The sequence below is a fragment of the Bradyrhizobium sp. CCBAU 45384 genome, from assembly GCF_028128665.1.
Taxonomy (GTDB): domain Bacteria; phylum Pseudomonadota; class Alphaproteobacteria; order Rhizobiales; family Xanthobacteraceae; genus Bradyrhizobium; species Bradyrhizobium manausense.
In genome coordinates this window covers 1-22,345 of the sequence record NZ_LBIZ01000118.1, presented here as the reverse complement: position 1 = coordinate 22,345, position 22,345 = coordinate 1, and the positions used below count along the sequence as shown (strand labels likewise).

The window sequence follows — 22,345 nt, the reverse complement described above, 5'->3', positions numbered from 1 at the left end:
TTCCCGTTGCCGTCACCTAAGCAGGACACATGACGACCTCGCCTCACGCGACCTCGCCAAGCGCGAAACCGAAATCCCATTCCCCTCATCTCGCCATCGTCCTGTTCTCGCTCGCGATGGGCGGCTTTGCGATCGGGACCACCGAATTCGCATCGATGAGCCTGCTGCCGTTCTTTGCGGCTGACCTTCATATCGACGAGCCGACCGCCGGACACGCGATCAGCGCCTACGCGCTCGGCGTGGTGCTGGGCGCGCCGCTGATCGCGGTGCTCGGCGCGAAATTCGCCCGGCGCACGCAGCTGTTGGCGCTGATGGCCGTGTTCGCGCTCGGCAACGCCCTCACCGCGCTGGCGCCCGGCTTCGGCTCGATGGTCGCGGCCCGCTTCCTCTCGGGTCTGCCCCACGGCGCCTATTTCGGCATCGCCGCGCTGGTTGCGGCCTCGCTCGTGCCGCAACACCGCCGCTCGCAAGCGGTCGGCCAGGTGATGCTGGGCCTGACTATAGCCACCATCATCGGCGTGCCGCTAGCCAATCTGATCGGCCAGATGGTCGGCTGGCGCGCGAGTTTCGGCCTCGTGTCGGTGCTGGCCCTGTTCACGATGCTGCTGTGCGCGTTGTTCGCGCCGCGCGACCGGGCCGGCCGGTCGGATCCGCTGCGCGAGCTCGGCGCGCTCAAAAGCCGCCGGGTCTGGACCACGCTCGCGATCAGCGCCATCGGCTTCGGCGGCATGTTCGCCGTCTACACGTATCTCGCGACGACCTTGATCGAGGTCACCAAGGTCAGCACCGAGGTCATCCCGTTCTTCCTGGCCATCTTCGGCATCGGCGCCACGCTCGGCAATCTGTTCGTGCCGCGCTTCGCCGACCGCGCCTTGATGCCGACCGCGGGCGGCATCCTGGTGTTTGCGGCCGTGGCGCTGCTGGTGTTTCCGCTTGTGGCCGGCAATCCCTGGCTGCTCGCGATCGACATCTTTGCCATCGGCGCGAGCGTCGCGCTCGGCGCCGTCTTGCAGACGCGGCTGATGGATGTTGCCGGAGATGCGCAGGCGCTTGCCGCCGCGCTCAACCATTCGGCGTTCAACACCGCCAATGCGCTCGGCCCGTTCCTGGGTGGCCTTGCCATTCGTCAGGGGCTCGGCTGGACCTCGACCGGTCCCGTCGGCGCGGGGCTGGCGGTCCTCGGCTTGCTGATCTGGTTTGTTGCCTGGCGCGACACCGGCGCTGCGCCGGTCGAACACGTCCCAGGCAGCGACACCTCGCCACGCGAAGCAGCTCCGCTGGAGCAGGCGCCGCCGCTGGCGCCGCGTGAGCGAAGCCGTCCCAAGGAACCCGTGGCCTGACGGCGATTGCGACGCGCTCAGAACAGAGCGGCGTTGAGAGCCTGTCCGTAGATCATCGCGGCGACGAGCGAGACCAGGAGGCCCGCGCCCGAGAAGATCACGAGGATCTTCAGGGTTTCGAAATCGACATTGGTTCCCGTCGCGCGGGATATTGCTCTTGCCAGTGCAGCAATCATCGCCAGCTCCGAAGTCGGCCGCTTGGACAGGGCCTGACTTCATCTAGCGCAGATCGACGCATTCGCCTGTGAAGCAGATTACAGGGGGCGGCTTCGAGCACCCCGTCTCACGCGCTCAGTTCCGCCCACAGGCGGGAACGCGCGCCCTCGTTGAGAGGGACAACCTGAAACGGCTGGCCGAAGATGGCGAGCGATTCCCTGTGAGGCTCGAACCGCGGCCAGGCTTCAGCAACATCGGGCATGCCTGAAGTCACGAAGCGCAGCAGGCTGGTCTGAAACCGTGCTGCGACGTCGATATCGGCAGGCATCATCGGTCCGCCCTTGCGCTTCAGGATCGGGCGATCGATGAAATCAGGCAGATGCGCCCACAGGCAGGCATTGTCGGCGCCATGGGTCGGGCCCTGGGACAGAAACGGCTCCAGCGCCGGGCGATGGTCGAACCGGCTGAGCCACACCGCGCCGCCTGCTTCGGCGTGGCTCCGCGCCAGATCGGCCATCGGGCGGTGCCAGAACGCATCCGACAGCAGCGCCTCGTACGGGTTCTCGTCGGGACGCACTGAACCGCGATAGCAGGCCAGCAGCCGTTCCCAGCCGGCGTCGCCAAAGGCAACGCGCAAATTGCGCTCGCTGGTGCGGATCATCGCGGCGGGCGGGGTGCTCTTCAGGAACATCACCATCTCGTCGCGGCAGGAGCCGAGCCAGAGCTCGACATCGCGCAGAGTCCCATCGGCAAACACATCGCGCGGCTCACGCGGGATCACGCTGCCATCGAGCACGGGCCCGAACACGGTGCCTGCTTCCGTTTCGTCCGCGATCCTGCGGCCGACACGCTCGACGGCTGCAAACAGGTTTGGCAGCGGCACCGATGCGATCGCGCTTGGGTCTTGCTCGATCTCGAGCTCCGCGAGCACCCGACGCGCGATGTGGTCGGCATGATCCGCACTCATGATGTTGCGCCCCGGCGCGCTCAGCGCCAGCGCGCGGGTGAACTTGCCCCTCGCCTGCGGCAACGTCGCGAGTGCAATCACCATCGACGCACCGGCCGACTGGCCCGACAGCGTCACCTGGTCAGGATCGCCGCCGAAATTGGCGATGTTGGCATGGACCCAGTCGAGCGCGGCGAGTGCATCCGAGATCGCGAGATTGTCGGCTTCGCTCAGGCCATGGCGATGCAGTTGCAGGAAGCCGAGCGGGCCGAGCCGGTAGTTGATGGTCACGATGACGGCCGGGCCGTGCGCGGCGAGGAAGGTGCCGTCATAGTCGGCGCCGCCACCGGTGACGAAGGCGCCGCCATGGATGAAGAACAGCACCGGCAGCGGGCCATCGGCGCCGACAGGCGTCCAGATGTTGAGGCTGAGACAGGAGTCTTCCGGCTGATCGAGCTGCCCCGGCTGCGGTGCGTAAGGGCCGTAATCCGTGCAGCGGCGCGGCTCGGTCCACGCAAGCGGCGGCGTCGCCTTGGCAAAGCGCCGCGCCATCGCGAACGGCACGCCCTTGAAGGCGCGGACGTGCCCCTGCTCGGCCCCGATGACGGGACCGAGCGTGGTCGGAACGGCGCAGGTCAGCATCGGTCTTTGTCCCGTCTTGCGCTCACGCGCGCCGCTTGCCGAGATCGGCGATGTCGACCTTATGGGTTTCGCGCGCGGTCGATGCGGCCGCGGCCGAGGCGACGCAGCAGCCGGCGACGAAGATCGCAACCGGAATCCAGCCGTTCGGACCCTCGCCGACGAGGCTTGCGCTCACCAGCGGCGTGAAGCCGGCGGCGAGGAAGCCAAGCTGGGTGCCGATCGCCGTGCCGGAATAGCGCACCCGCGCTTCGAACATCTCGGCGTAGAACGACGGCCAGATCGCGTTGGGCGCGGAGTAGATGATGTAGAGGCCGATCGCAGCAGTGAAGATCGCGGTCGTGCTGCCCGTCGTCACCAGCATGAAGTAAGGGAACAGCAGCACGGCGCAACCGAGCACGCCGCCGATGAACACCGGCTTGCGGCCGATCTTGTCGGCGAGCAAGGCCCAGAGCGGCTGCGCGAACAGCGCCACGACATTGCCGAGCACGCCGGCCCACAGCATGGTCGGACGCGCGACGCCGAACTTGCTGGTGGCATAGCCGAGCGCGAACACCGCCGTGAGCGTGCTGACGGTCGCGATCAGCGCGCAGACGATCACCCGCAGCACGTCCGGCCAGTAGTCGCGCAGCAGCGCGACGACGGGGAAGCGCGCCACCTGCGCCTTGTCCTTGATGTCCTCGAACACTGGCGTTTCCGGCATGGTCCGGCGCACCAGATAAGCCACCAGCAGCACCAGCGCCGAGAGCAGGAACGGAATGCGCCAGCCCCAGCTCAGCAATTGGTCTTCCGGCATGCCGGCGACGGGAATGAACACCAGCGTTGCCAGGATCGCGCCGGCCTGGGTGCCGCTCAACGTCCAGCTCGTGAAGAAGGCGCGGTTGGAATTGGCGGAATGCTCCAGCGTCAGCGAGTTCGCCCCGCTCTGCTCGCCAGCGGCCGACAGGCCCTGCAACAGGCGCAGCAGCGTCAGGATGATGGGCGCGGCATTGCCGATGGTCTTGGCATCAGGCAACAGGCCGATCGCCAGCGTCGAGAAGCCCATCACCACCAGCGTGAACAGCAGCACCGTCTTGCGGCCGATGCGGTCGCCGAAATGGCCGAGGATGACGGCACCGACGGGGCGCGCGATATAGCCGATGCCGAACGACAGCAGCGCGAGCAGCGTCGCGGTGCCGGGATCGACATTGGCGAAGAACACTTTTGGAAAGATCAGCGCCGCCGCAGTGCCGTAGATGAAGAAGTCGTAGTATTCGAGCATGCTGCCGACGAAGCTGACGAGCGCGGCGCGCTTCGGCAGCTTGTTCTGTGTTGTCTCCGCGCTGGACGGCGCGTGCAGCGATGCAGTTGAGGTCAAGCTCATCAATCGTCCTCCCGTATGCGATGGCGACCGCAGCCCGCGTCATGCCCATCCGGCTTTCCGCGGGCTTTTGCTTCTGGTTGCCGCAACCTTGGTTTCGCCGCATAATGTACGAACTAGTACGTTTATGCAAGCATCCTGGGTCGTCGGATTGGGCGAAATTTGCCTTCACCTTCAAGGTGATCCATAGAACCGGCGGGAGAAATTGTGATGCTCAAGCGCAAGCCGCCCCCATCCAAGCGCACCAACGACCCCGAACGCACCAAGCGCGACATCCTCGAAGTGGCGATGGCCGAATTCGCCTCGGAGGGCTATTCCGGCGCCCGCGTCGACGCGATCGCCGCGCGGACCCGCACGTCCAAGCGGATGATCTATTATTATTTCGGCGGCAAGGAGCAGCTCTACCTCGCCGTGCTGGAAGAGGCCTATCGCAGCATCCGCGCGCTGGAAGACCAGCTCGATATCGAAAGCTGCGACGCGCGCGAAGGCCTGCGCCGGCTGATCGAGGCGACCTTCGACCACGACGAGCGCAACCCGAACTTCATCCGCCTCGTCTCGATCGAGAACATCCACCACGGCAAGCATCTGAAGCAGAATCCCCAGCTGCGTGAGCTCAACGCCAGCGTGATCGCGACGCTCGACAGCATCCTCAGGCGCGGCCGCAGCGAGGGCGCGTTCCGCGACGACGTCGACGCCATCGATCTGCATCTGGCCATCTCCTCCTACTGCTTCTTCCGCGTCGCCAACCGGCATACGTTTGGGGCCCTGTTCGATCGCGACCTGAGCGAGCCGAAGGTGCTGGCGAGGAGCAGAAGCCAGATCGTGGAGATGATCCTGGCGTGGCTGGAGGCCAAGGCTTAACAGCCGCCACACACTCGCTGTCATTCCCCGCGAAGGTGGGGAATCCAGTACGCCGCGCCTATCGAGGAATCACTGCCGTCTCTGGAATACTGGATCGCCCGCTTCGCGGACGATGACACCGGGAATGGAGCCCTACCCCGCCTTCTTCTGCCGCGTACTCGCCGCGAGCACCAGCAGGAACGACGCCGCCGTCATCAGCGTCGAGATTGCGGCGATGGTCGGGTCGATCTCGTCGCGGAGCGCGGTGAACATGCGTTTGGTCAGCGGCTGATACTGGCCGCCGGAAATGAACAGCGCGACGATGGTCTCGTCCATGGCCGAGATGAAGGCGAAGATGCTCCCCGCAATCACGCTCGACTTGATCTGCGGCAGCGTCACCGCAAAGAAGCTGCGCAACCGGTTCATGCCGAGGCTGCGCGCCACCATCTCCTGCGCGGGATCGAAGCTTTGCAAGCCCGCGAGCACCGAGATGACGACGTAAGGCAAGCCCAGCATCACGTTGGCCAGCACGAGGCCGGGCATGGTCGCGACCAGGCCCACCTTGGCATAGACGAAGAAGATGCCGACCGCGGTAATGATGATGGGCACCACCAGCGGCAGCAGCAGCGCCATGTGGATCAGCCGCATGATGCGCAGTTTCGACTGGCTGATGGCATAGGCGGCGGCGATACCGCACGGCGTTGCGATCACCACGGTGAACAGCGCCACCGTCAGCGTCACCCGCGTCGCCTGCATCCAGGCCGGATTTGAAAAATACTGCTGGTACCAGCGCATGGAGAATGACGGCGGCGGGAAGGTCAAAAAGCGCGCACTGGAGAACGAGATCGGCGCGATGATCAGCACGGGCAGGATCAGATAGAGCAGCACCAGCGCGCTGATCACGTAGAGGGCAATTCGAGCGGGCGAGATCCGCGTCATTTCTGCCCCAACACGCGATCGAGCGAAATGAAGCGGCTGACGACGAAGAAGATCGCGAGCACACCGAGGAGCAGCACCACCGCGACCGCGCTCGCGGCACCGAACTGGTTGTAGAGCTCGACATTGCGGCTCACCAGCGTCGACACCATCACGGTGCGGCCGCCACCTAGCAGCTCCGGCGTGATGTAGAAGCCGAGGCAGAGCACGAACACCATGGTGCAGCCCGCGAGCACGCCCGGCAGCGACAGCGGCAGGAACACGCGAAAGAATGTCAGCGACGGGCTTGCGCCCAGGCTGGCGCCGGCCTGCATCAAGTCACCCGGGATCTTCTGCATGGTGGCGTAGAGCGGCAGCACCATGAACGGCAGCAGGATGTGCACGGTCGCGACCACCGTGCCAAAGGTGTTGTGCACCAGCGCCAGCGGCTCGGAGATCACATCGAGATAGCGCAGGAATTGATTGATCACGCCGGTGCGTTGGAGCAGCGCCAGCCAGGCATAGGCGCGCACCAGCACTGATGTCCAGAACGGCAGCACCACCAGCGACAGGATCAGGATGCTCCAGCCCTTCGGCACGGAATTGGCGAGGTAGGCGACGGGATAGCCGAGCAGCAGCGCGATCACGGTGACCGCGAGGCTGATCTCGAAGGTCAGCGCGAAGCTGCGCCAATAGATGTCCTCGGTGAAGACGCGGCGATAGTTCTCCACTGTAAAGCCGTCATGGTAGATCGACTGCCAGGCCAGCCAGCCGACCGGCAGCACGATCAGAGCCAGGATCACCAGCAGCGCCGGCGACGCCAATGCCAGCATCAGGCCGTGCTCGCGGCGCTGATGCTTTTGGGAGGGATCTGGCACTGAAGTCGCCAAGGCTGGCCTCACTCACTTCTGCATGAACGACGCCCAGCGCTTTTCGGCGGCTTCGCCCGCCGGCGAGGACCACCAGGCGTAGGACATCAGCGCTTGTTTCGAAGCGTTCGCCGGCTCGCTCGGCAATTGCGCTGCGCGCTCGGGGTTGATCACGCCCGTCTCGAACGCCTTGGGATTGCCTGGGCCGTAGTCGATGTTGAGCGGCAGATTGGCCTGGTGCACGGGATCGACGGCCTCGTTGAGGAACTTTACGGCCGTGTCGAGATTCGGTGCGCCCTTGAGGATGCACAGCGATGTGCTCTGCAGGATGCCCTGGTTGTAGGTGAAAGCAACCTTGGCGCCTTCCTTGGCGACGGCGCTGACGCGGCCGTTCCAGGCCATCTCCATGTCGACTTCGCCGTCATTGAGCAGCTGCGCCGACTGCGCACCCGAGGTCCACCACACCGTGATGTTAGGCTTGATCTCCTCGAGCTTCCTGAAGGCGCGGTCGACGTCGAGCGGATAGAGCTTGTCAGGCGCAACGCCGTCGGCCATCAGCGCCGCCTCCAGCGTCGCGAAGGGATGGTTGCGCAGCGCGCGGCGTCCGGGGAATTTCTTCACGTCCCAGAAATCGGCCCAGCTGTTCGGGGCGTCCTTCGGGAACGTCTTCTGGCTGTAGGACAGCACGCTGGAATAAAATTCGTAGGAGACCGAATAGGGACTGCGATAGGCTTCCGGCATCGCCGCACCGTTTGGAATCTTCGAGAAGTCGAGCTTCTCCATCAGCCCCTGCTCACCGCCACGCAGGCAGTTGCCGGTCGGGGTGTCGACGACGTCCCAGATCGGCTTGCCGCTGCCGACCTGGGTCTTGATCGCAGGCCAGGCGTCGGGGATCGAATCCTGGTTGATGGTGATGCCGAGCTTCTTGGCAGAGGGATCCAGGATCGCCACCGTCTGCGCCTGCTGATAGGCGCCGCCCTGCGAGACGAAGGTGATCTGCTCGGCGGCATCAGCCGAGGTGGTCAATCCCATTGCGCCCACCAGCGCACAGCCCAATCCAAAATTCCGTTTCGTCATCATCCTCGCCTCCTTCAAAGTGATTTCACCGACCGATCGCATCGAGAAACTGGTACCAGCCGGCGACCATGCGCACGGCGGGCTCGCGCAGCGGATAGAACGGAATGGGTTTCATGCGGCTGACGTCGAGCAGTGCGACATCGGGCCTCTCGCCGCGCACGAAGGCGGCGAGATAGCGGCCCATCAGGCTCGACATGGCAACGCCGGCGCCGTTGTAGCCGAGCGAGACCAGGGTGCGGTCGTCGATCCGGCCGATATGCGGCACCGAGTCCAGCGTCATCGCGACAAGGCCCGACCATTTGTATTCGAGCGGGACATCGGCCAGATCAGGGAAGATGCCGACCATCGCCTTGCGCAGCGCGTCGAAGGCGGTTTGCGAATCCTGCTTGCCGAAGGCTCCGCGGCCGCCGAAGATCACGCGATTGTCGACCATGCGGAACCAGCGCATCATGCGCTTGGTCTCGGTATAGGTGCGCCCCGTCGGCATCAGTTTGCCGGCGAGATTGCGCGGCAGTTTTTCCGTCGCAATGAGGGCGCTGCGGAACGGGATCAGCGTGCGCTGGAGTTGCGCGGTGGCGCCGGTGAGATCGGAATAGCTGTTGGTGGCGATGATCGCCTGCCTGGCGCGCACCGCACCTTGCGGCGTCTCTGCGACGACACCGTCGCCCTCGCGCCGGAGTTTTACGACCGGCGATTCCTGGAAGATCTGAACGCCGCGACGCGCGACCCCGTCGGCGAGGCCGCGCAGATAATTCAGCGGATGGACGCCGCCCGAGCCGGGATTGAGCACGCCGCCGACGAAAATGTCGGAGCCGGTCTCCTCGCGCACGCCGCGCTTGTCGAGGATACGAACCTCGGCCGAGCCCATTTCGCGCGTCATCCAGTTGGCTTCGTCGATGGCAGCCTTCAGCGTGGTTTCGTTGTGCGCCGCCTTGACCTGGCCGGTGCGGGTCAGGTTCGCACTGGTGATGCCGAACTCGGAGACAAGCTCCTCGACCATGTCGGTGGATTCATGCGCGATCTCGTACATGCGCCTCGCCATGGCGCGGCCATGCGCGGCATCGATCTCGCGAAACGAGAGACGAAACTTTGCGGTGATCACGCCGCCATTGCGCCCGCTCGCTCCCCAGCCCGGCCTGTTGGCCTCGAGCACGACAGGGGTCAGCCCGCTCTTGGCGATGTGGTGCGCGGCGGAGAGGCCGGTATAGCCTGCGCCAACGATCACCACATCCGCCTGTTGCTCGCCGGAGAGCACCGGAAAGGCGCGCGCCGGCTCCGCCGTGGCTTCCCACAGCGAGTTGGCCGATGGCAGCGCGCGCCAGTCCCGTGTCATGCCGGCACCCGTCCCTTAAGCCGGGCCGATGGCCGCGTCGGCCAGCGCCTTCAGGGTCGGGTAGTGGAAGTCCGGCTTGGTCAGCGTCTCCACCGCCGGCGTCCCGCCGAAACCTGCGATGCCCTGGCGGCGCTCGATCCAGCACACCTTGTAGCCGAGTTTTCGCGCGATCCCGATGTCGTGATACTGGCTCTGCGCGACGTGCAGGATGTCGGACTGCTTGTAGCCGAAGGCGGATTGCCGGCCCTTGTTGTAGGCAAAGAACTCCGGATTCGGTTTTGCCACGCCGGTGTCGTCGGCGCAGACGGTGTCGTCGAAGGGATTGCCGAGCGCATGGGCGTAACAGGAGAGCGCGACGCGGTCGGCATTTGTCATCGCCACCAGGCGAAACTTTGTCCGCAGCCGCTTCAGCGCCTCGACGGAATCGGAGAACGGGCCCCAGCGCAGCACCGAGAGCTGGAACACGTCGCAGGATGCGTCGTCGGCAGGCAAACCGAGCTCGGTGGCGAGATGGCGATAGACGTGGAACATCACCTCGCTGGAGCGCTCGTAATGCTTGTCGCGGCCGCGCTTGTAGGGCTCGAAGATCTGCTCGTCGCTGAGCTCGGCCGCCTTCCTGCCGCCGATCCTGCGCACGGCTTCGAGCACGCCGGTTTCGAAATCGATCAAGGTGCCGACGACGTCGAAGGTGAGAACCTTGAAATTGCTGAACGCGGCTTGGGTCGACATGTGCTTCTTCTCTCAGGTTGCAACAAGGCTTCAGTCCACCCGGGGCACGACGATGGTGTCCTCGGGGTGGAGGGTGACGGTGAGGCTGCCGCCGAGCGGCGGGATGCGCAGGTAAGCTTGATGATAGGAAGGCTGGCGCAGGCTGAGCGCGACGCCGCCTTCGAGCGCCAGGAAGATGCGCAGGCTCTCGCCCTGATAGACGATGTCGGTGACCGTGCCGGTCAGCCGATTGCAGGCGGCATCCTGCGCGCCGTCGTCGATCAGCAGCTTCTCGCTGTGCACGGCGAGCATCAGCGCATCGCTATCAGGAATGGCGCGGGCGCTGCGCAGCAGCGCGTTGCCGAGCGCGACACTGCAAGCATCGACGCGGCGGACGGGAAGCATCGTCGCCTCGCCGATGAAGCTGGCGACGAAGGAATCGGCCGGGTGATCGTGCAGGCGCGCCGGCGCGTCGATCTGGATCAGCCTTCCATCCTTCATCACGGCGACGCGGTCGCTCATGGTCAGCGCCTCGCGCTGGTCATGGGTGACGTAGATGATGGTCGCGCCGATGCGCCTGTGCAGCGCGCGCAGCTCGATCTGCATGGTCTCGCGCAGCTGCTTGTCGAGCGCCGAGAGCGGCTCGTCCATCAGGATCAGCCGCGGCTCGAAGATCATGGCGCGCGCCAGCGCCACGCGCTGGCGCTGGCCGCCCGAGAGCTGCGCGATGCCGCGCGCCTCGTAGCCGGCAAGGCCGACCATGCTGAGCGCCGCGCGCACCCTGTCAGGCCAGCTCGCCTTCGGCAGGCGGCGTGCGCGCAAGGGAAAGGCGACGTTCTCGCCGACGCTCATATGCGGGAACAACGCGTAGTTCTGGAACACGACGCCGATGTCGCGCTTGTGCGGCGGCATGTAGGTGACGTCGCGGCCGCCGAACAGGATGGTGCCAGAGGTCGGCAGGATGAAGCCGCCCAAAATTCCGAGCAGCGTGGTCTTGCCGGAGCCGGAAGGACCGAGCAGCGAGACGAACTCGCCGGCGCCGACATTGAGGGACACGTCGTCGAGGGCGCGAACGGCGCCATACGCCTTGCTCGCGGACCTGATCTCGACGCTTTCCGCTCGTTTGTCCAACGATCGACCTCGCGCAATCCCGCCATGACGTGCCTGACTGCACGCCATAAGCCTGCTTTATAGACAGGGTTTTGCAGCATTCAGAGGCGCGGCGTGCACCGCACCAAATCTTCGCTCGCAGGCCCCTGTCTTTAAGGCTGTCATGGCAATGACACCAGACTTGCGAAAATCCGGCAATTGCCAAATTCTCACCAGGATCATAACATGACGTTATGCCAGAGCTCCGCCGCATGCTGCCCTCCAGCAACGCCCTGTTCGTCTTCGACGCAGCGGCGCGCAATGGCAGCTTCACGGCCGCCGCCGCCGAGTTGAACGTGACGCAGCCGGCGGTGAGCCGCATGCTCGGTCAATTCGAGGAGCATCTCGGCGTGCGGCTGTTCGACCGCAAAGCCGGCCGCGCGGTGCTCACCGAGGAAGGCGAGCTGCTCTATCGCCGCGTGCTCGAGGGCTTTCGCAGCATCGAGACCGGGCTCACCGAGATCGAGCGGCGTCGCAAGGGCACCGAGACGGTGACGCTGTCGGTCTCCTCCGCCTTCACCACGCATTGGCTGATGCCGCGCATCGACAAGCTGCAGAAGCAGTTTCCGCAGGTCGATCTGCGCTTCCAGCTCATCTCCGGAGCGCTACGCGGGCCGGTGGAGAATGTCGATCTCGGCATGCGCTTTCGTGATCGCGAGGAGCCATCGTCCGGCGGCACGCTGGTGATGAAGGAGGTGATGCTGCCGATGTGCAGCCCGACCTATCTCGACGCGACCGATCCCGCCGAGGGCAACACCATCATTCGCCTCGCCGAGACGCCGGGCGACTGGGCCGCGGATTACGCCTCGCTGCTCACCGGCCGCCGCGGCGCCGCCAAGGGCTTGAGCTTCACCGATTATGCCGTCGTGGTGCAGGCGGCGCTACTCGGCCAGGGCATCGCGCTCGGCTGGCTCACGGTCGCCTCGCACTGGCTTTTGACCGGCGCATTGGTGCCGGCCTCCGACCGGCTCACCACCACGCGCCGCATCTGCGAATTCCTCCCCCCGCGCAACCGGCCAATGCGCCCCATCGCCGCCGAGATCCGCGACTGGATCATCGCCCAGATGCACAGCGAAATCGCGGCGATCGACAAGCTCTATCCCAAGCTCGGAGCGATGGCGGCCTGCTATTGAGAGCAACCGGCTGATGATCCGCTCCTGAAGCGCAGATTGGCACGCGACAGCTGACCGAGCGAGGTACATCCCATCAATTTCATGTCGCGCTCGAGCTCGGCGCGCAGCAGGCCGAGCGCACGCTCGACGCCGGGCTGGCCGGCCGCGGCGAGCGGATAGAGATAGTATCGTCCGAGGCCGACGGCCTTGGCCCCGAGCGACAACGCCTTGAGGATGTGGGTCCCGCGCTGGATGCCGCCGTCCATCATCACATCGATGCGGTCGCCCACCGCATCCACGATTTCGGCAAGCTGATCGAAAGCCGAGCGGGAGCCATCGAGCTGCCGTCCGCCATGATTGGACAGAACGATCCCCGCGCAGCCGATCTCGACCGCGCGCCGCGCGTCCTCCACCGACATGATGCCCTTGAGACAGAACGGCCCGTTCCAGGTCCGCACCATCTCGGCGACGTCGTCCCAATTCATCGACGGGTCCAGCATGTCGGTGAAATAGCGGCCGATCGACATGGCGCCGCCGCTCATGTCGACGTGCTCGTCCAATTGCGGCAGCCTGAACTTCTCGTGAGTGGCATATTGGATGCCCCACATCGGCTTGATCGCGAACTGAAGCATGCCTGATAGCGTCAGGCGGAAGGGTATGCTGAAGCCGGTGCGCAGATCGCGCTCGCGATTTCCTCCGGTGATGCTGTCGACCGTCAACATCATCACGTTCACGCCGGCCTCCTTGGCACGTTGCATCATGGCGCGGTTGAGGCCTCGATCCCGGTGGAAATAGAACTGATAGACCTGCGGCGTGGCGTGGGCCTTGCGCAGCTCCTCGAGGCCGACCGTGCCGAGGGAGGAAACGCCGAACATGGTGCCGTAGCGCGCCGCGGCCGCGGCGACGGCACGCTCGCCTTGGTGGTGGAACAGGCGCTGCAAGGCGGTCGGCGAGCAGTAGAACGGCAGCGCCAGCTTCTGGCCCATGACGGTGACCGACAGGTCGACCTGCCCCACGCCACGCAACACATTGGGGACGAGGTCGCACTGCTCGAAGCTTGCGGTGTTGCGCCGAAGGCTCGTCTCGTCGTCGGCTCCGCCGTCGATATAATCGAAGATCGGTCCCGGCAGCCGGCGGCGTGCCAGCCGCCGGAAGTCATGGAAATTGTGACACTGTGCGAGACGCATCTTGCGGCCTCCCCTCAGAGCATGATTCGGAAAAGTGTGAAGCGGTTTTCCGAAAAGATCATGCTCAAAACAAAGAACTAAAGCGCGATAACGATTCAACCCAAGCTCATCGCGCTTTAGGGCACCAGGAGCTTCAGCGGCCAGAGATAGGCCTGGCCCAGCACCATCAAGCCGACCAGAACGGCCAAGGCGAGGCTGTGGAAGAAAACGAAGCGCAGGATCGTGCCTTCGTGGCCGTACCATTTCGTCGCGGTGGAGGCGACCACAATGCTCTGCGCGTCGATCATCTTGCCCATCACGCCGCCGGAACTGTTGGCAGCCGCCATCAGCACCGGGCTGACGCCGATCTGCTCGGCGCTGATGCGCTGCAGCCCGCCGAACAGCACGTTCGACGACGTGTCAGATCCCGTGAGCGCCACGCCAATCCAGCCGATCAATGCACCGAAGAACGGATAGAGCGATCCGGACTTGGCAAAGGCGAGCCCGAGCGTGGCGTCCGTGCCGGAGTAACGCGTGACGAAACCGAGTGCCAGCATGCAGGCGATGGTTGCCAGCGAATAGCGCGTCAGATGCAGCGTACGCACATACATCCGCGCCAGGCCGAGCGGGCCGTAGCCGACCAGCAGTCCCGAGATGATCGCCGCCAGCAGGATGCCGGTACCAGCCGCCGAGAGCAGATTCAGCACATAGACTGCGCCTTCGGCGGCGGGCTTTGCCACGACCGGCGGAGCTTTCTGCACGAGGTTGTGCAGCCCCGCGACGGGAAATTTCGCAACCCAGATACTGTCGAGCCAGCTCTTCACCTGCGGCGTTCCCCAGGCGAAGACGAAGGCAGAGAAGATCAGCCACGGCGTCCACGCCTTGGCGACGGCCGCCTTCGTCGTCTTGCCGCTGGGCGCTTCGGCCGCGAGCGGCACGCCATAGCGCGCCGGCATCTCCTTCATCGCGTTCGCAGGGCGCCAGATCTTCAGGAACAGCGCAAGGCTCGCCATCGAGACCACTGCGGCGATCACATCGACCAGCCACGGACCATGGAAGTTCGAGACCAGATATTGCGGAACGGCGAACGAGACGCCCGCGACCAGGATCGCCGGCCAGATTTCGAGCATCCGCCGAAAACCGACGAAGGCCCAGATCAGCCAGAACGGCACGAGCAGCGAAAAGAACGGCAGTTGCCGACCGATCATCGCGCTCAACGCCTGCAGATCGAGCCCCGTTACGGCGCTGAGCGCAATCACCGGCGTTCCGAGCGCCCCATAGGCGACCGGAGCCGTATTGGCGATCAGCGACAGGCCGGATGCGGCGAGCGGAGAAAAGCCCAGCCCGATCAGCATTGCGGCGGTGACGGCGACCGGCGTGCCAAACCCGGCGGCTCCCTCGAAGAAAGCCCCGAGCGAGAACGCGATGAACAGCAGCTGCAGCCGCCGATCGTCGCTGATCGAGCTGATCGAGCGTTGCAGCACCGCGAACTCGCCCTTCTCGTTCAGCAACTGATAGAGGAAGATGATGTTGATGATGATCCAGCCGATCGGCAGGAGCCCGAAGCCCGCCCCATAGATCGCCGCCATTGCAGCCATCGGCGCCGGCATGCCGAAGCCGAGGATGGCAACGCCAAGCGCCGTCACGAGGCCGATCGCCGCCGCCCAGTGCGCCTTGATCTCGAAGATCGCAATCGCGCTCAGCAGGACGACCACGGGAAGGGCCGCCGCCGCGGTCGAAAGCCACGGATTATTGAAAGGGTCGTAAACCTGCGTCCACGTCATGAGACTTCTCCTCGCGTTTCCTCACGCCGCCGCGCTGAACCGCGATCTTGGGCATATCTGTTATCCTATCATCCTATTGGTAAAATTAATTTACCAGTACTGTCAATTGGGAAAGATATTTCATAATTGATCGATGACGGGGAGCGGACTTGACCGATGCCTGCCAAGGTCCATAGTCGCAAGACGAATCCATACGCTCGCCCAGACAGATAGGTGCCACTTGAGCAACGTCGTTCGCACACCCAAGATCGCGGAAGCGATGGCCGATCACATCGAGCGGCTGATCCTGGAGGGCGTGCTCCGGCCCGGTGAAAAGCTGGCGGCCGAGCGGGACCTGGCCGAGAAGCTGGACATCTCGCGGCCGTCGCTGCGCGAGGCGCTGCAGATCCTGGAACAGCGGGGGCTGCTCGCCACCACGCGCTCGGGAACGTTCGTCGCCCAATTCCTCTCGCCGCTGTTTCGGCCGCTCGCCACGCTGCTGCAGGACAAGCCGCGCGTCACGGCCGACTATTTCGAATTCCGCCGGATTCAGGAGGCGCATGCGGCCCGCTTTGCCGCCATGCGCGCGACCGACCTCGACCGCAAGGCGATCCGGCACTGCGTCGACCGGATGCAGAAGGCTCACAAGCTTGAGGATCCCTCGCAGGAAGGCGACGCCGACGTCGACCTGCATTTGCTGATCTACGAGGCCAGCCACAACGTGGTCCTGCTTCACGTCATGCGCGCGCTCGCCGACCTCCTGCGCAACAATATCTTCTACAGCCGCGCGCAGCTCTATTTGCGCGAAGGCGTCCGCGATCAGTTGCTCCAGCAGCACCTGACGCTCGCGGAGGCCGTGATCGCCGGCAAGGCCAAGGAGGCGGAGGCGGCAGCGGCCGCGCATATCGGCTTCACTTTCGAGACGGTCGAGGAAATCAGGCGCGACAGTGTTCGGCTGGAGACATCGTTGAGCCGCGTCAACCGCAGCGATTTTCTCGCCTGACCGCTAAAACGCGACGGGATTGGGATGAATCGGTGCGCGCCAAGAACTCGAGTCACCTCTCCCGCAGGGAGAGGTGAAACACGGACCCGCCGACCAAACCTAATTTCACGCTTTAATGACCGGCCGTCAGCTCGCATCCAGCGGCCATTTCGGGCGGCGGATCTTGCGGTATGGCAGCGAAGTGATGTCGCGGGCCACGACGCCGGGCGCGTCGACCATGATGACGCGCGTGGCGATCGGCTCGAACGACGCGCGGAAATGCTGCGATGACTTGACGACGGCGATCTTGCGCTGCGCGGGATCGAGCCCGAGCTGGGTGAAGACGTCGACACCGAAGGTCTGGCAGCGGAAGGTCGAGAGCACGACCTCGACGCCGTCAGAGGCAATCAGGGCGCAGTCGCCGAGCTTCGCCGGCGTCCCCGCAAGTCCCGTCATGACCATGTCCGGCTTGATCGCGCGGATCTCCCAGACGGCGTCGACAGGATCTCCCGACAATGGCCCGATCTTGCCGCCGATGCGCAAGGCGATGCGCGCGCCGACGCCGGCATCGAAGGCGATCCGTACCGCACCGGGATCCCACAATGGCCCGAGACAGGCGCTCGCGACCTTGCGATCGATGAGCCTCCGCAGGATATAGGTCGAATCGCCGGGTGCGCCGCCGCCCGGATTGTCGCTGCCATCGCCGAGCACCACCGTGCCATCAGCGGCGAGCGCGGCGTCGATCGCGGCATCGATCCCGACCGGTCGCTCGCTCAGCGCCCCGCGCAGGTCGCACAGCTCGCGCGCCAGGCGCTGCGCCACGTCTTGTCCCCGTGCGCCGTCCGGATCGGCGGCGGCATCGCTATAGACCAGCATCTTGGTGCCCATGTCAGGCACGTCGCCCGATGCAAAGCCGTGCACGACGGAGATGGAGACAATGCCGTCCTTGCCCTCGTGTGCGCGCACGCGGTTCACGAAACTCTTGCCCGGCTCGCGCGTGGTGTGCAGCGGCGCGATCATCCCGGTGTCGATAACAGCGACGCGCAGCTCGAGGCGCTGCTCGGCCAGCGCCGTGCAGAATTCGACGAGCTCCCGCGCCCGCTCCAGGATGTCCGTGTGCGGATATTCCTTCCAGCAGATCAGGAGGTCGGCATTGCCGACCATCGCGTCGCTGAGATGGGTGTGCGGGTCGAGCGTCCCGCCGACCACCGTATCCGGTCCCACGATCTGCCGGACGCGCGCCAGGAGGTCGCCTTCGCAATCGTCATAGCCGTCGGCGACCATGGCGCCGTGCATGCCGAGCAGGACCATGTCGACGGGAAGCGCCGCCTTGAGATCCCCGAGCAGCTGGTCGCGGAGACTTTCATAGGCTGTGCGCGTCACGATGCCGTTCGGCACGGCTGCCGCCACCAGACCCTCGATCAGCGTCCAGCCCCGCGACGGCCCGACCTCCCGCGCGGCCCAGAGCGGGCCGCCGTGCATCTGCATCGCATCGGGATGCTTTCCCGCGAGATAGTAGGCGCGCTCATGAAACGCCGACACGCCCGTCGGCATCGGCGCAAAGGTGTTCGTCTCGGTGGCAAGGGCGGCAGAAAAGACGCGCATGGGATTTCACTTCTCACGTTGAGAAGCGCAATAACGCCCGCTATGGCGGCAGGCGCAACCGTCTTTAATGCATGATCGCCCGGATGGCGCCACGCAGCTGGGCGAGACCGCGGAGGCGGCCCGGCCACCGGCGCGACGCGGCTGACGAATTCGACGAGTTCGTTGCGCATGATTCAGGCTCCAGTTCGGGAGCTTGAATCACGGCAGTCCGGCCAACCGCAACGCCGCTGGCCCGACGCTTACGGAAAGGAGCGGACATCAACCAGCCCGCAACCTCAGCCAAAACCGTCGAAAGTGACCCATCTCCGACATCACCTTTCCGGCACCCCCGCCATGCGCATGCCCTCGTAGACGCGCTTGCCTCCGGCGATGAAGGTTGGATTGTTGCTGGCTGCATGGGCGTTGAAGCGGCGGAGGGTGCGGAGGGTAAAGTTTGGGTCAAGCATAAGTCCTGCCTGCACAGCGGCCTTTGCCTCATCGAGCGAGCCGAGCAGCGCCAAGGCGGCGGCGAGATAGAAGTTTACACGGGGATGATTTCGGTTGATGTCCATTGAGCGACGGAACCGCGCGACCGCTTCCTCGTCGGCGCCGAGCTGTAGCTTAGCGTGGCCGGCGATTATCATCCAAATAAAAGCGTCCGTATCGCGAGGACTGAGGCGGAGTGCGTTCTGGATATGGGCCTCGGTCTCAGCGCCGCAACCAAGAAAATACTTGGCCATACCGATGGACCCGTGTGCGCTGGCCAAGTTTCGATCCAGTGCCAATGCCTGCTCGCATTCAGCAAGGCCTTGAGCCGCGCGGTTGGTGAAAATCTTGACGTGTCCAAGATGCCGGTGGGCCCGCGCGTGCTGTGGGGCCAATGACAGAGCCTTGATCAAGGCCGTCTCAGCCGCCGCGAACCGTGCGGCCGGATCATCTGTCAAATAGAATGCACCACTATTCAGGTCAATATTTGCCAACGCGACCAGCGCCTCGACATTTTTGGGATCGAGCGCCAAGGCGCGTTCAAGAAAACTGCGCGCTTGGGCAAGATACTCGGGAATCCTTCCCTTGTTTAAGCAAGCCATGCCTTGGAAATACAAATCCATCGCATCTGGATGCAGCGCGCGATCTGCTCGCCGCGCCTCAACCTCAATAAGCTGCGCATTCAAGCTGTTGGCGAGCCTCGATACAATTTCGTCCTGCATATCAAAAAGATCCGCGACTGGCTTATCGAAGCGTTCGGCCCAAAGGTGATTGGTGGTCTCGGCGTCAACCAACCGCACGTTCACGCGAACCAGGTTGCCACCCCGCTGCACCGAGCCTTGCAGCACGTAGCGGACGTTCAACTCCCGCCCGATCCGTTTCAGGTCGACCGCTTTCCCCTTGTAGGTGAATGCTGTGTGCCGTCCAATCACGAATGAGCCGCTAATTCGCGACAAGTCGGTGGTCAAACTCTCGGTTACGCCATCGACAAAATAGTCCTGCTCGCGCTCGCCGCTCAGGTTGGCGAACGGCAGCACAACAATGGATAAACGCGGCGCCGTAGATGAGCTTGACATCGTATCGCTGCGCTGCACTGCCGAACCGAGAGGGTCAACAGTGCGTCTCGGGACTTCCCGAACGGCGCCAACAAAGCGGAAGCCTTTGCGAGGCAATGTTTTTATTAGGCGCTGCTTCTCGCCCGTGTCGCCAATTGCGCTCCGAGCGGCATTCAGGCGGGTCGTCAGGGCGGCATCGGAAACGATACGTCCGTTCCAAACGGCGTTGGTGAGGTCGTCTTTGCTGACGACCCGCTCCCTGTTTCGGATCAGGTAGTCAAGCAGATCGAACACCTGAGGTGTGACAACAATCACGTCCGTTGCGCGGTGCAGTTCGCGTCGGTCAGTGTCCAAGGCGTAGTCATCAAAGAGATAACGCAAGCTGCCATTCCTTTTCGAGGTCACCTCTGAAGCCTCAGGAGCGCAAAGAATAAGCTGCCGGTAAGGAGAATGTAAGCCACCTGTTAAGCGCGCCAGCGGATGTGCAGGCAGCTTTAGTTTGGTGAAACAGCCCAACTTGGACACACCGCGATGAGCACGATCCACGGGACCACTGAGTTTGGACCGGCAACTGCAAGGCGGCAGTATTACAGCCCCCTCGAAGCATATTGGGATGCGTTTTGTGAGTGGCGCAAACGCGAGAGGCTGCGAATGCAGCTGTGTTGCCTGACGGACAGCGAGCTTATGGACATTGGTATCACGCGCGGTGAGATCGACTTCGTCACCTCGAACCCATCCATCGAACCAACCATCTTTCGTTCATCCTAGCTCGGCAATCGGCGATAGGCGTGCTCACTGTCACTACGATGGGCGGTCTGTTTGTATCCCGGCGAGGTACCACCCGCGCCGCTCACCAGCATACTCGGTGACCGGCGTTGTGGCTTCTCTGGTGTGAATGGGTTCACAATGGCGTCGGCAAGCGAATGCTATGATTCAGCCATTCAACTGCTGACTAAGGGTATTGGAAGAGCGTCCGTATTCCGAACAGCCTCTAGGAGAGGGTCATGTTCAAAGAATTTCTTATGGTCGCTGTAGTTGCCTCTCTCACGTTGGCGACATCCTCAGGAGGTCATTGCGAATATGCTTTGGAGGGCAGCGCGTCCACCGGGTCGCGTTCGGTCTTGTTGCATTCTGACGCGGTTCAACCTTCGGAAGACCTGTTGGAAGAGATTGTAACTTGGCTCTCGTCAAATTTTGACCTCCCAGCCAACAAAGATCGTCCTGCCATTGAATTTGCATCAAGGATGGAGCTTGCGAGGTTACGTGCAAGGGACCTTGCGTCTTCGCAAAGCTTCATGGGAAACGATGGGCAAGCCGCTCAGCGCGAGGTCGTCGCACTCTACGACAACCATAGGAGTACGATCCTGCTTCCTGACGATTGGGACTCGACTTCGCCGGCGGACCAATCGGTCCTGGTCCATGAAATGGTTCATCACCTTCAGAATCTGGGAAAGCTCAAATTCGATTGCCCCCAGGCGCGGGAGAACACGGCCTACCTGGCTCAGGCAAAATGGCTGGAGCGGTTCGGTCTGAGCCTGGAGAAAGAGTTCGACGTGGACATGTTTACGGTGCTGATTTCTTCAGCATGCATGTATTGATCTGGTCGCGGACGATTGCTTTTACGACGCAGCGCAAAGCCAAGAACTTGGACGTACGAACAAGTTTTCAGCAGAATTCGATCGATGGTCAAACTTCTCGCGGTCATTGCAATCATCTTGATAATCCTGGCGATGGCCCGGGGGCAGCAGAATCAATTTGTCCCACTGCCAACGGGGCCGCTGCCAGCGCCGCTTATTCCCTGAGTTCGCCGACGGTGGCGCACCTACCCAATTTGTCGCTGGCGCACAGGTCGGCTCTTGGCCCGAATGCGAAGTTTGGGCGGCGTCTTCAATTGTCAGCTTATCGGATTGGACCAGAAGCAAGGGCCAACCGTCGAAACGGCGCTCCTCACCCGAAGCGGACTTTGGGGCCTAGCCGCTCCCCGCTTCTGTGTGGTTGAATGACCGAGCAAAACGAAGGCGATGCGATATGGACAAGCTCAGCTTTCACGATCCGCTTTTTCGTACCTATGCGATCGCAGCCTCCATCATGGTTCTCAAAGCTCTCACGATGTCGTGGTTGACGGTTGTTCGGATGATGCAAGTAAGAGGCGGATTTCGCTCACCCGAGGACATCAAGAAGACCATCCTCAACCCACATCCAAACTCAGAACAACTAGCACCAAATGAATATGTGGACCGCATCCGGCGAATTCAGCTGAACGATCTCGAAAATCTGCCGTTTTTCCTAGTCGCTGGATTCCTCTTCATCTTGACCGAGCCATCAATAGCGCTCACGCAATGGCTGCTGTACGGTTACGTGGTCTCGCGGCTATAGCATTTCGCCGCATATTTCACGGCAAGGACTCACGATACGCGCGCAACACTCTGGACGGTGGGTTCTCTAATTCTAATCTTTATGACTTGCTGGACGCTGATTGTTGCTTTGCGTCAATGATGTCGGCAGCCACTGGGCCCTTCGCATGTAAGTTCGCAGCTTGCTATCGCATCCAACGTGGCATGGGCAGAAGCATCTGCCGGAGGTCCGTTCACCGCTCCTCAACGGACATCCTGCGATAGCATAGGGCGTTGGGCTCCGTTCCTTTGGCACTCTCAAGGAATTAACCGCATTGCCTCATGAAATCCATGCATTTGGCATCTGTGCTGCCGCGGCTGGCGACACAAGGGCGGTGCGAGAGTACATCGAAGGCTTTATCTGATATCTCTCGGGTCTATGTCTGCCTTTGATGCTGTGGACGGCTCCTCCACCGGCACGAGAGTGCCAAGGAGTGGGCGCCGTTTGAGGCTCCCACGATTCGGAGGAGCA

The 22,345-nt window shown here is 63.4% G+C and carries 20 protein-coding genes; 7 read left to right on the top strand and 13 right to left on the bottom strand.

Annotation, left to right across the window (positions count from 1 at the left end; all coding sequences use genetic code 11):
* The first annotated feature begins 29 nt into the window (after positions 1 to 29).
* The gene (locus XH80_RS33940) at positions 30 to 1,340 is read left to right on the top strand and encodes an MFS transporter (RefSeq protein WP_271602375.1); all 1,311 of its coding nucleotides are present in this window, start codon (positions 30 to 32) and stop codon (positions 1,338 to 1,340) included.
* 17 nt (positions 1,341 to 1,357) lie between these two features.
* On the opposite strand, the gene XH80_RS33935 is transcribed toward XH80_RS33940, so the two are convergent.
* From XH80_RS33935 to XH80_RS33925, 3 genes are all read right to left on the bottom strand, one after another.
* Positions 1,358 to 1,516, bottom strand: a complete 159-nt coding sequence (locus tag XH80_RS33935; protein WP_167353964.1) for a hypothetical protein — start codon at positions 1,514 to 1,516, stop codon at positions 1,358 to 1,360.
* A 107-nt stretch (positions 1,517 to 1,623) separates the two neighbouring features.
* Complete coding sequence (locus XH80_RS33930; RefSeq protein WP_271602374.1) at positions 1,624 to 3,084, bottom strand: carboxylesterase/lipase family protein; 1,461 nt, start codon at positions 3,082 to 3,084, stop codon at positions 1,624 to 1,626.
* A gap of 22 nt (positions 3,085 to 3,106) precedes the next feature.
* Positions 3,107 to 4,444, bottom strand: coding sequence for an MFS transporter (locus XH80_RS33925; RefSeq protein WP_271602373.1), 1,338 nt, complete (start codon positions 4,442 to 4,444; stop codon positions 3,107 to 3,109).
* A 207-nt stretch (positions 4,445 to 4,651) separates the two neighbouring features.
* On the opposite strand from XH80_RS33925, the gene XH80_RS33920 reads away from it, so the two are divergent.
* Positions 4,652 to 5,302, top strand: a complete 651-nt coding sequence (locus XH80_RS33920) for a TetR/AcrR family transcriptional regulator (protein WP_271602372.1) — start codon at positions 4,652 to 4,654, stop codon at positions 5,300 to 5,302.
* A gap of 132 nt (positions 5,303 to 5,434) precedes the next feature.
* Here the strand turns inward: XH80_RS33920 and XH80_RS33915 are convergent, their stop codons facing one another.
* The 6 genes from XH80_RS33915 to XH80_RS33890 all read right to left on the bottom strand — a co-directional run bounded on the left by XH80_RS33915 (position 5,435) and on the right by XH80_RS33890 (position 11,314).
* Positions 5,435 to 6,220: an ABC transporter permease gene (locus XH80_RS33915; protein WP_271602371.1), complete on the bottom strand. Its 786-nt coding sequence runs from the start codon at positions 6,218 to 6,220 to the stop codon at positions 5,435 to 5,437.
* Positions 6,217 to 7,029 (bottom strand): ABC transporter permease, encoded by an 813-nt coding sequence (locus tag XH80_RS33910; RefSeq protein ID WP_271602782.1) that lies wholly within the window; start codon positions 7,027 to 7,029, stop codon positions 6,217 to 6,219. Before XH80_RS33910 ends, XH80_RS33915 begins: the two co-directional genes overlap by 4 nt.
* Before the next feature lie 69 nt (positions 7,030 to 7,098).
* Entirely contained in the window at positions 7,099 to 8,145 is a 1,047-nt protein-coding gene (locus XH80_RS33905) for an ABC transporter substrate-binding protein (protein WP_271602370.1), read from the bottom strand.
* 22 nt (positions 8,146 to 8,167) lie between these two features.
* Positions 8,168 to 9,475: an NAD(P)/FAD-dependent oxidoreductase gene (locus XH80_RS33900; RefSeq protein WP_271602369.1), complete on the bottom strand. Its 1,308-nt coding sequence runs from the start codon at positions 9,473 to 9,475 to the stop codon at positions 8,168 to 8,170.
* Between the two features lie 15 nt (positions 9,476 to 9,490).
* Positions 9,491 to 10,204, bottom strand: coding sequence for an HAD family hydrolase (locus XH80_RS33895; RefSeq protein WP_271602368.1), 714 nt, complete (start codon positions 10,202 to 10,204; stop codon positions 9,491 to 9,493).
* A 30-nt stretch (positions 10,205 to 10,234) separates the two neighbouring features.
* Positions 10,235 to 11,314 carry an ABC transporter ATP-binding protein gene (locus XH80_RS33890; RefSeq protein WP_271602367.1) on the bottom strand — a complete coding sequence of 360 codons (1,080 nt, stop codon included), beginning with the start codon at positions 11,312 to 11,314 and terminating at the stop codon, positions 10,235 to 10,237.
* A 212-nt stretch (positions 11,315 to 11,526) separates the two neighbouring features.
* Between XH80_RS33890 and XH80_RS33885 the strand changes: the two genes are divergently transcribed.
* Positions 11,527 to 12,465, top strand: a complete 939-nt coding sequence (locus tag XH80_RS33885; RefSeq protein ID WP_271602366.1) for a LysR family transcriptional regulator — start codon at positions 11,527 to 11,529, stop codon at positions 12,463 to 12,465.
* Here the strand turns inward: XH80_RS33885 and XH80_RS33880 are convergent.
* Together XH80_RS33880 and XH80_RS33875 are read right to left on the bottom strand one after the other, a co-directional pair.
* Positions 12,459 to 13,631 (bottom strand): alpha-hydroxy acid oxidase, encoded by a 1,173-nt coding sequence (locus XH80_RS33880; RefSeq protein WP_271602365.1) that lies wholly within the window; start codon positions 13,629 to 13,631, stop codon positions 12,459 to 12,461. The two genes, XH80_RS33885 and XH80_RS33880, sit on opposite strands and share 7 nt — an antisense overlap.
* Positions 13,632 to 13,747: 116 nt before the next feature.
* Entirely contained in the window at positions 13,748 to 15,394 is a 1,647-nt protein-coding gene (locus XH80_RS33875; protein ID WP_271602364.1) for an L-lactate permease, read from the bottom strand.
* Between the two features lie 220 nt (positions 15,395 to 15,614).
* Between XH80_RS33875 and XH80_RS33870 the strand changes: the two genes are divergently transcribed.
* Positions 15,615 to 16,376 carry an FCD domain-containing protein gene (locus XH80_RS33870; protein WP_271602363.1) on the top strand — a complete coding sequence of 254 codons (762 nt, stop codon included), beginning with the start codon at positions 15,615 to 15,617 and terminating at the stop codon, positions 16,374 to 16,376.
* Between the two features lie 126 nt (positions 16,377 to 16,502).
* Here the strand turns inward: XH80_RS33870 and XH80_RS33865 are convergent, their stop codons facing one another.
* A complete protein-coding gene (locus tag XH80_RS33865) occupies positions 16,503 to 17,960 on the bottom strand; it encodes a M81 family metallopeptidase (RefSeq protein WP_271602362.1) in 1,458 nt (485 codons plus the stop codon).
* A 311-nt stretch (positions 17,961 to 18,271) separates the two neighbouring features.
* Positions 18,272 to 19,861, bottom strand: coding sequence for a winged helix-turn-helix domain-containing tetratricopeptide repeat protein (locus tag XH80_RS33860; RefSeq protein WP_271602361.1), 1,590 nt, complete (start codon positions 19,859 to 19,861; stop codon positions 18,272 to 18,274).
* 150 nt (positions 19,862 to 20,011) lie between these two features.
* Between XH80_RS33860 and XH80_RS33855 the strand changes: the two genes are divergently transcribed.
* The 3 genes from XH80_RS33855 to XH80_RS33845 all read left to right on the top strand — a co-directional run bounded on the left by XH80_RS33855 (position 20,012) and on the right by XH80_RS33845 (position 21,856).
* Entirely contained in the window at positions 20,012 to 20,248 is a 237-nt protein-coding gene (locus XH80_RS33855; RefSeq protein WP_271602360.1) for a DUF1127 domain-containing protein, read from the top strand.
* A gap of 236 nt (positions 20,249 to 20,484) precedes the next feature.
* A complete protein-coding gene (locus tag XH80_RS33850; RefSeq protein ID WP_271602359.1) occupies positions 20,485 to 21,078 on the top strand; it encodes a DUF6647 family protein in 594 nt (197 codons plus the stop codon).
* A gap of 430 nt (positions 21,079 to 21,508) precedes the next feature.
* Positions 21,509 to 21,856: an MAPEG family protein gene (locus XH80_RS33845; RefSeq protein WP_271602358.1), complete on the top strand. Its 348-nt coding sequence runs from the start codon at positions 21,509 to 21,511 to the stop codon at positions 21,854 to 21,856.
* Positions 21,857 to 22,345 lie beyond the last annotated feature (489 nt).

What these genes read in the sequence shown, in the direction of transcription:
- XH80_RS33940 (WP_271602375.1), top strand. Translation starts at nt 30, where the DNA reads ATGACGACCTCGCCTCACGCGACCTCGCCAAGCGCGAAACCGAAATCC.
- XH80_RS33935 (WP_167353964.1), bottom strand. Translation starts at nt 1,516, where the DNA reads ATGATTGCTGCACTGGCAAGAGCAATATCCCGCGCGACGGGAACCAAT.
- XH80_RS33930 (WP_271602374.1), bottom strand. Translation starts at nt 3,084, where the DNA reads ATGCTGACCTGCGCCGTTCCGACCACGCTCGGTCCCGTCATCGGGGCC.
- XH80_RS33925 (WP_271602373.1), bottom strand. Translation starts at nt 4,444, where the DNA reads ATGAGCTTGACCTCAACTGCATCGCTGCACGCGCCGTCCAGCGCGGAG.
- XH80_RS33920 (WP_271602372.1), top strand. Translation starts at nt 4,652, where the DNA reads ATGCTCAAGCGCAAGCCGCCCCCATCCAAGCGCACCAACGACCCCGAA.
- XH80_RS33915 (WP_271602371.1), bottom strand. Translation starts at nt 6,220, where the DNA reads ATGACGCGGATCTCGCCCGCTCGAATTGCCCTCTACGTGATCAGCGCG.
- XH80_RS33910 (WP_271602782.1), bottom strand. Translation starts at nt 7,029, where the DNA reads ATGCTGGCATTGGCGTCGCCGGCGCTGCTGGTGATCCTGGCTCTGATC.
- XH80_RS33905 (WP_271602370.1), bottom strand. Translation starts at nt 8,145, where the DNA reads ATGATGACGAAACGGAATTTTGGATTGGGCTGTGCGCTGGTGGGCGCA.
- XH80_RS33900 (WP_271602369.1), bottom strand. Translation starts at nt 9,475, where the DNA reads ATGACACGGGACTGGCGCGCGCTGCCATCGGCCAACTCGCTGTGGGAA.
- XH80_RS33895 (WP_271602368.1), bottom strand. Translation starts at nt 10,204, where the DNA reads ATGTCGACCCAAGCCGCGTTCAGCAATTTCAAGGTTCTCACCTTCGAC.
- XH80_RS33885 (WP_271602366.1), top strand. Translation starts at nt 11,527, where the DNA reads ATGCCAGAGCTCCGCCGCATGCTGCCCTCCAGCAACGCCCTGTTCGTC.
- XH80_RS33880 (WP_271602365.1), bottom strand. Translation starts at nt 13,631, where the DNA reads ATGCGTCTCGCACAGTGTCACAATTTCCATGACTTCCGGCGGCTGGCA.
- XH80_RS33875 (WP_271602364.1), bottom strand. Translation starts at nt 15,394, where the DNA reads ATGACGTGGACGCAGGTTTACGACCCTTTCAATAATCCGTGGCTTTCG.
- XH80_RS33865 (WP_271602362.1), bottom strand. Translation starts at nt 17,960, where the DNA reads ATGCGCGTCTTTTCTGCCGCCCTTGCCACCGAGACGAACACCTTTGCG.
- XH80_RS33855 (WP_271602360.1), top strand. Translation starts at nt 20,012, where the DNA reads ATGAGCACGATCCACGGGACCACTGAGTTTGGACCGGCAACTGCAAGG.
- XH80_RS33850 (WP_271602359.1), top strand. Translation starts at nt 20,485, where the DNA reads ATGTTCAAAGAATTTCTTATGGTCGCTGTAGTTGCCTCTCTCACGTTG.
- XH80_RS33845 (WP_271602358.1), top strand. Translation starts at nt 21,509, where the DNA reads ATGGACAAGCTCAGCTTTCACGATCCGCTTTTTCGTACCTATGCGATC.